The sequence below is a fragment of the Hephaestia sp. MAHUQ-44 genome (assembly GCF_023806085.1).
Lineage (GTDB): Bacteria > Pseudomonadota > Alphaproteobacteria > Sphingomonadales > Sphingomonadaceae > Sphingomonas.
This window is the reverse complement of sequence record NZ_JAMSLX010000039.1, coordinates 1-1,007: the sequence shown is the minus strand read 5'-3', so window position 1 is coordinate 1,007 and position 1,007 is coordinate 1. Positions and strand designations below refer to the sequence as shown.

General features: G+C 62.5%; 2 pseudogenes. Both read right to left on the bottom strand.

Going from position 1 to position 1,007, the window contains the following annotated elements:
• Positions 1-128 precede the first annotated feature (128 nt).
• Positions 129-835: pseudogene (locus NFE57_RS16590) on the bottom strand (IS3 family transposase); the annotation flags it as partial.
• A gap of 62 nt (positions 836-897) precedes the next feature.
• Positions 898-1,007 (bottom strand): annotated as a pseudogene (locus NFE57_RS16585) (IS630 family transposase); the annotation flags it as partial.

Genomic DNA, 1,007 nt, shown 5'->3' with positions numbered 1-1,007 from the left:
CCATACGACTACTCGTATGACTACTCTCATCCGCTATGACTTCCTGATCCAACGCGCCGCTCCGCTGCCAGCGACAAGCATCGCAGCAATCCCCTCAGCGGCAAGGCGGCCTACAGAACACGCTTACCATTATCGTAACAATTGCCGGTACGGCTCATCGAGGGCGTGGCGCCGATCAGGGCCAGATGCTCGACATAGGTACCGGCCGCGTATTGCGATCCACGATCCGAGTGACAAATGAGGCCGGGTGCGGGTCGTTGCCGTTGCGCGGCCATCATCAAAGCTGCGAGCGGTAACTCGGTACGCATATGGTCACGCATCGCCCAGCCGACAATTTTGCGCGTCGCCAGATCGAGCACAGCGGCCAGATACAGCCAGCCTTCACCGGTGGTGATATACGTGATGTCGGCGAGCCAGATCCGGTTCGGTGCGGGCGCCGAAAAGCGCTGCGCCAGCAGATTAGGCGCGATCGGCAGATAGTGGCGGCTGTCGGTGGTACAGGGCCGGAGCCGGCGTCCGGCCAGCGCACGGATACGATGTCGCCGCATCAGCCGTTCGACGCGGCCACGGCTGCATCGATGCCCCTCCGCCCGCAGGGCGGCATGATCCTTGGGCTGCCTTATCGCCCTTGATGGCGTGTCTGGAGCCGACGCACATCGTCCAGCAGCGCCAGGTTGGCCGTCGTCCGCGCGCTCGGCGAGCGACCGCGCCAGTCGTAATAGCCGCTGCGCGACACGCCGAGCATGCGGCACATGACGTTCACCAGCCAGGTGAACGCATGCTGCTCGATAAAGGCGAACTTCACCGCGGCATCTCCGCAAAGATGCCGACGGCTTCAGCGGGGAAATGATCCCCCGGATCATTCCCTGATCCGCTTCAGTTTAGAGTCAGATGACCTCATGCTGACCCGTATCCTGCGTTGAGCAGATAGTTGCGGCATTCTGCTGGCGGGAAGGCGTCGAGCAAGGTGCCGATGCGTCGCCATGTTGTTTCGTGGGATCGTTCGG